This is a genomic window from Verrucomicrobiota bacterium (assembly GCA_037139415.1).
Lineage (GTDB): Bacteria > Verrucomicrobiota > Verrucomicrobiia > Limisphaerales > Fontisphaeraceae > JBAXGN01.
This window is the reverse complement of record JBAXGN010000034.1, coordinates 42,824-49,160: the sequence shown is the minus strand read 5'-3', so window position 1 is coordinate 49,160 and position 6,337 is coordinate 42,824. Positions and strand designations below refer to the sequence as shown.

The 6,337-nt window shown below is 54.0% G+C and carries 5 protein-coding genes; 2 read left to right on the top strand and 3 right to left on the bottom strand.

Annotated features, from left to right (window positions below; all coding sequences use genetic code 11):
• Positions 1–191: 191 nt before the first annotated feature.
• The gene (locus WCO56_08210; GenBank protein MEI7729542.1) at positions 192–1,175 is read left to right on the top strand and encodes a hypothetical protein; all 984 of its coding nucleotides are present in this window, start codon (positions 192–194) and stop codon (positions 1,173–1,175) included.
• Positions 1,176–1,282: 107 nt separating this feature from the next.
• On the opposite strand, the gene WCO56_08205 is transcribed toward WCO56_08210, so the two are convergent.
• Positions 1,283–2,638: a polysaccharide deacetylase gene (locus tag WCO56_08205; protein ID MEI7729541.1), complete on the bottom strand. Its 1,356-nt coding sequence runs from the start codon at positions 2,636–2,638 to the stop codon at positions 1,283–1,285.
• Positions 2,639–2,698: 60 nt separating this feature from the next.
• The gene (locus tag WCO56_08200) at positions 2,699–3,961 is read right to left on the bottom strand and encodes a CvpA family protein (GenBank protein ID MEI7729540.1); all 1,263 of its coding nucleotides are present in this window, start codon (positions 3,959–3,961) and stop codon (positions 2,699–2,701) included.
• Between the two features lie 120 nt (positions 3,962–4,081).
• Between WCO56_08200 and WCO56_08195 the strand changes: the two genes are divergently transcribed.
• The gene (locus WCO56_08195) at positions 4,082–5,428 is read left to right on the top strand and encodes a Gfo/Idh/MocA family oxidoreductase (protein ID MEI7729539.1); all 1,347 of its coding nucleotides are present in this window, start codon (positions 4,082–4,084) and stop codon (positions 5,426–5,428) included.
• A 58-nt stretch (positions 5,429–5,486) separates the two neighbouring features.
• Here WCO56_08195 and WCO56_08190 read toward each other — a convergent pair whose 3' ends face one another.
• Positions 5,487–6,302: a WbqC family protein gene (locus WCO56_08190; protein MEI7729538.1), complete on the bottom strand. Its 816-nt coding sequence runs from the start codon at positions 6,300–6,302 to the stop codon at positions 5,487–5,489.
• Positions 6,303–6,337: the final 35 nt, after the last annotated feature.

Here is a 6,337-nt window from a genome sequence, read left to right as displayed (position 1 = left end):
GTTCCGCGTGAATCACCCCCCATGCGGTTTTCCCCGCTGTCACTGACGCATTACGAATGGCGGCGTAAAACGGTTGCAACAAAATCTGGAGGCGAGTAGTCTTCAAAGAAAGTCGCCGGGCGAAATGAGTTGGAACCAATGAAACAACACCTGGCAAACCTGGAATGTATCAGGCCGCTGGAAAGCATAACATGAAACCGGTTCAAACCTACCTGCACGCGTTGCTCAGCAGCCAGCTTGCGCTGGTCGCCCTGGTATCGGGAGCAGAGCCATTCAGTAATCCAAAATCTGATGTCCAGACGACTATCATTAAGCATCCTCCCCAAGGGCTGGAATCCCGGCAAACGGCCGCCGATTCCACAAAGCCCGGCTACCCGTTCATCGCCTGTGATGTGGATACCTATGAAATCACCAAATTCAACGCGGACGGTGAACCGGTCTGGGTCTATTCCCAAGTCCGCCCGATTGACGCATGGCCCATGCCTGATGGTGCCGTACTGGTCGCGTACCTGCCTTCACCCCGCACCGGCAAAAAGGGTGGTGTGCGCCTGATCAGTGCCGACAAACAGACGCTCTTTGATTACCAGTACGAGGACGAAATCATGTCCTGCCAGCCCATGCCCAATGGTAATATCCTGATCAATGAATGCGACGCAGGCCGCATTACCGAAATTGATCGCCAGGGCCAACCCCTCCGCAGTTTCAACGTCAAAGCCAAGGGCAAAGGGCACGCGACCGCACGCTTCATCCGGTTGACCCCGCAAAACACTGTGCTGGTGGGCGAATGCTACTCGCACAAACTTCGCGAATACGACTTCACCGGGAAATTACTCAAGGAGTGGGATCTGCCGATGGCTTATAGCGCCAGCCGCCTGGCCAATGGCAACACCCTTATTTCCGGTTACAAGCCAGCTCAAGTAGTGGAAGTTGATCCAGCAGGAAAAATTGTCTGGACATTGACCGCCACGAACCTTCCCACCGAACTCAACATTGGCAGTTTTTGCGAATCCACACGCCTCGCCAGCGGAAATACCCTCATCGCCTGCGCCTCGCGTTCGTCCAAGCCGGGCGCGCGCGTTGTCTTCCTGGAAGTCGCACTCGACAAACGAATCGTCTGGAAGCAAATGGAGCCTTCCCACACACGGGAAACCACCGCCGTGAAACCCATCCCGTAACCCTAAGCGATCTTGCCCCACAGAGTGCTGAGGCACCCATGAAAATGGGGCGGACAACTACGAACCGTATGCGCTACCATACCAGCGCCAGCTACGGTATCGAATTGTTACCGTAGCTTTTTGTATTCAGACGGGTGAATGAAGACAGCTTTCTGTTCCACCAGGAAGTCAATGATGCGGACGAACTCGTTAAAACGCGCCTCGCCCCATGGAACGGGATGTCCTTGTAAAACGAAATAGTCACGCTCCGGACTCGCGGCGTAGCCAGCGACAAAACGGTCGAAATCCGGTACCCCCACGGCACTTTCAAAATTCACGGCCCAAACCCGATCAAGGATGACCACCTTCCCCTGCCCTTCGAGGGCTTTGCCGGCGTCATCCATTGGCTGGGGATAGAGCCAAGCTTTCATATACGGGTCAGCCTGCATGACGCGATAGGTATTGGCATCCATGCCATCCCCCGTGCCACCGCCCGGCGGACCGAAGGTCTGGAAGGCAAAACCAAGTTTCTCCAAGGCCAACTTCTGCGATTTATCGAACCGCGCCTTCTGATCTTCGTAACTGCGCCCGTTGAATTCCTTGAGTTCGACGCCGTTCTCGACGTGCGTACCGTGATCCCATCCGTGATACCAAAATTCGATGAGGCCGGAGTCGTGGTGTTCCTTGATCCATTTGACATAAGCCGGAGCGGCCTCCTGCAACGTCTCGCACACCACGCCGAACCCGCCCTTGATCTGGCGAGACTTGAGGAAGTCCGCCACTTTCACCCATGGAACGCTGATGTTGCCACGGACTTGTTTGACGTCATCCAGTTTGATGATGATGATCGGCGGAGATTTGCGGGACGGCAACTTGACCGGTTGGCCAGCGCCAGGAGCGGGTGCCACTTTCCGGGGCGGCGCGGGCGGCACGGCAACCGCGTCCGGCGCAATGCCCGCAAAGGCGAAGTCATCGAAATCCACCAACCCGGTAGCACCCGAAAAGGAATGGACCCAGATGCCGACGAACGCGGCGTTGGTGGGTGCTTGGGCCGAGAGGCTATAGGCATTCCATTCACCCTCTTGCTTATCCACTACGCATACCGGGTGTCCGCCACCGCCACGAAACCTCGGGTCTGCGTTGGCGACGGATTTCCCAGCGTCATTTGCGAACATCAGGTAAACCCCGCAGCATTTGGGCACGCCTTTGGCGTAGAAAGAGAGGGTGAATTCCTGTCTGGGAGTCACCGGCAAACGGGCGCTGGAAACCGACGCGCCCATCGGGTTGTATTTGAGGGAACCAATCCGCAGCCCCAACTTCCCAGTGCGCGCGGCCTCGGGAATGATCTGCGAAGAGTTGTCGCCAATGGACCACCACATCTTGTTAGTGCCGTCCTCAAATCCAGCGTTGGGCAGCGGGTTTTCCGCCAAGCAAACTCCGTTCCCCACTACCAATAGCAGCACTAAGAAAACAAAAGTGCGCATTATAAGGTTTTTCTTCGTGAACAAATTTGGTGGCCTCAGGCACCTTTGCCGAACGTTCCATCAGTCATCATGATCAAACACAATGACCCACTTGAATTGGGGCGCGGCCTTGGCGGGCATCTCCATCTTGGTCTCCATCTGGAACCGATCACCATCAATGGAAATCATGACTTTGTTTCCACCGGCGTCGCTGAGTTCGTATTTTCCAGTGCCGATATTATTCCAAGTGCCTTTATCCACTTTCATCACGGGCGGTTCGGGGGGAGCCCCAGGCTGTACACTCGGATGCCCGAAATAGGTGCGCACCACGAACTGTTTGTCCACCAACCCGACCGCGGTACAGCGGAATTCCGATTTGTCAAATGCCTGCCGGAACGCACCCCAAGTTTGCGCCGGATACTTCGGATTGGCGCGCTGCATGGCTTTGAGCGAAGCACCCTGATTTACCGTCCAGCGTCCTAATATTTTTTCCTCCTCAAATTTGGGCGATTTACCGGTCCACAAGTAATTGGTCAAATCCTCGTAATCGAGCTTGAGAAATTCATCGAACAATTGTTTGACCAAATCCGCATTGGTCATCACTCCCTGAATTTTGGGGTCGGCAAGCAGCTCACCGATGGGCTTGGGTGGTTGTTCCATCAGGAGCCGGCTGACCTGCTGGTCGCTGCCGATGGCCTGAAATTCATCGCGCTCGCCGAACACCAGCAACGGCGGATAGCTGGTCAAACGCCCCCACAACATGGGGTTTTGATGCACCAAACCGATGATATCGCAATATTGATAGTACTTTTTGGGCGCTGGATCGAACGCCGCCGCCACCTTGTGCATTTTAGTGTCCTTGAGCGACTCGGCCGCCATGACCAGGTAGCGCATATTGGAAGGATCTTCGCTATTGGAAAGCAACAATGCCGGATAGCCCATCACGTAAATGAGCGTGGCGATCAGGGTCGTGTAAACCAAGGCGCTAACCAAGGCCACGGCGAGGCCAAACCGTTCATTGGTGCGCTTCCAAAGAGTCATCCGCAATTCCGGCTCCTTGTATTTGTAATGAGTTTCCACCTGGTGATGCACCGCGTTGGCGATCACCTTGACCACAACCATCGCCCCAGCCAACACTAACACGGGAGCGATGAAAATCGGAATCAGCGGGTTGGCAAACCCGATTTTATTCAGCATCGGCTGAAGAATGGCCCCACCGGGCACGCAGATCGCGGCGGCGATCATTAAACCAACGGTGGAAACAATCCCCTTCACCGCCCCCTGGGTGTACCCCAGGACCACAGTCGCAACGATGCACAACGCAGCAATAATCCAAATGATCATACGCGGCAATCTAACCAACCCCGCCGCGAAAAGCACGCGAAAAATGCGTCCATGTTTTTTACCGGTTGCAACCGTAGAAAAAAACGGCATATTTCCAGCAACACAGTGCCAAAACAAATAATGAAGACACAAGTAAACCGGCGCGCGTTCTTGAAGCAGACGCGCAATGCCAGTGTTGGTATTGGTGCCACCTTGGCACTTCCAAACATTTTCCTGAATGAAACCAAGGCGGCCACCGGAGAAAATCCCAGCGACCTTGCGCGTATTGGTTTCATCGCGGTAGGCAACCGCGGCATGCAAAACATGGGATTTTTCCTCAAGAAGAAGATGGTGGCCGCCATCTGCGACGTGGATAAAAACATTATCGCCAAAGCCCAGACGGCGATTGTCAAGGCCCAGGGCAAACCGGTTACCGCCTATGGTGATTACCGCAAGCTATTGGAAGACAAAAGCCTGGATGGCGTCGTGATTTCGACGCCGGATCATTGGCACGCAATGCAGGCAGTGGATGCCTGCCAAGCCGGCAAAGATGTCTATTGCGAAAAGCCGCTCACCTTGTTCATCGAAGAAGGTAAAACCCTCGTTAAGATCGCCCGCAAAACCAACCGGATTGTGCAGACCGGCAGTATGCAGCGATCCATGAAAACTTACCGCACCGCCATTGAGATGTTGCGCTTGGGTAAAATCGGCAAGGTCCACACCATCAAAGTCGGGCTCCCGAAAGTCAACTGGGACCCAAAGTTGGATAACACACCCGATAGCGCGCCGCCGCCAGAGTTGGATTATAACATGTGGCTCGGCCCGGCACCCGACCGCCCGTACAACAAGTCACGGGTGCATTACTATTTTCGCTTCTTCTGGGATTATTCCGGCGGCCAGATGACCAACTGGGGCGCTCATCATCTCGACATCGCACAATGGGGGCTGGAGATGGATAATACCGGACCAGTCGAGATTGAAGGCAAGGCAGAATATGATCCGCAGAAACGCTTCGAGGTTTTCACCTGGAGTTCCATCCAATACAAGTATGCCAACGGCGTAAAGATTGACCTGAATCAGGGTGCGAAAGCCGACCAACCGGCCACCAAGAGCAAATCCGAAATTACCGGCACCGTTTTTATCGGTGATAAGGGCATTATTCACGTCAACCGCCCTTTCGTGCGAACCTGCGATACTCAGAAAATGGAGGACTTGGACGACATCCCCGCCATGCCGGATGATCAGCTCAAGCACATTTACGTGAGCTTGGACCACTACCAAAACTGGCTTGACTGTATCAAGTCCCGAAAACTGCCAATCTGCGACGTGGCTATTGGCCATCGTTCCGCCACCGTATGCCACTTGGGCAACATTGCCGCCCGTTTAGGCCGCAAGATTAAGTGGGATCCGGAAAAGGAAGAAATGATGAACGACGCCGAAGCAGCCAAACTGACGGGCAAGGTGTACCGCCCACCGTGGAAATTATGATCTTCTCTCCGCAACGCCGGTATTCGTTGCGGCAGAGCTATTTCCACGGCCAACCAGGCTAATACTGGAAGCAACGAGAAGGGTGATTGAGGTTGGAACGAAGCAATTGTTGAAAACCGGCGACGGCTTCCTCAGGCTCTTCAAGAAACCACTCCATCGCAAACGCGGCAGCGTGGAATGGATGGCCGGAAGTTTGTTTCCAGATTGGGTGTTTAAACTCATGGAAACTTACACCGGTGCCAGCTTGAGCAAAAATTGCCATATCGAGATAAGTACGGGCTCCCGGTCCGGACAAATAATGGTCCCCGCCCACCGCACGGGTGAGATTCAGCATCAGCTCACTTTTAACCCCAACAACCGGAAGCTGTGAGGCAATATGGACAACAGGTTTCAAATGAAACAAATCCAGCGACAGACGCGTCGTGGCCCAGCATACTTCGTCCATGCGTTCAAAGGGGTGATGGTAAATGTACGCTAGTCGTTCTTTGACGTGTTTCCAGCCCGGAGTTTTACCATAGCGATGGCGCAGAGTTTGAAAGTGTTTTGGAAGAATCTGTTTATCCGCCAAAAGCACGTCCTTGATCAATACCCGATTCGTTTGCGTCCCTTTGGAACATACGGAAAGGCTCAAATATTTCAGGCCATGCTCGGTGGAATAGCGGGTGCGATGTTGAAAATCCCACCGGTTATATTGGACAGTATCGAGCCAAATAAAAATATCACTGGCAGCAATTTTGGCCAGCAAACCCAGCCAGGGTAAGTAATGGGGCTGGTGAATGGAAACCACCCGTTGGGCCAGCGCGGTTGCCGCGACAGAACCAACAGATTCACTGCAATTGAGTTTGGAAGGTTGGCTTGCCTCGGGAGAGAGCATACTCCGATCAACGGTGTTCGTTACATGGATTGTCG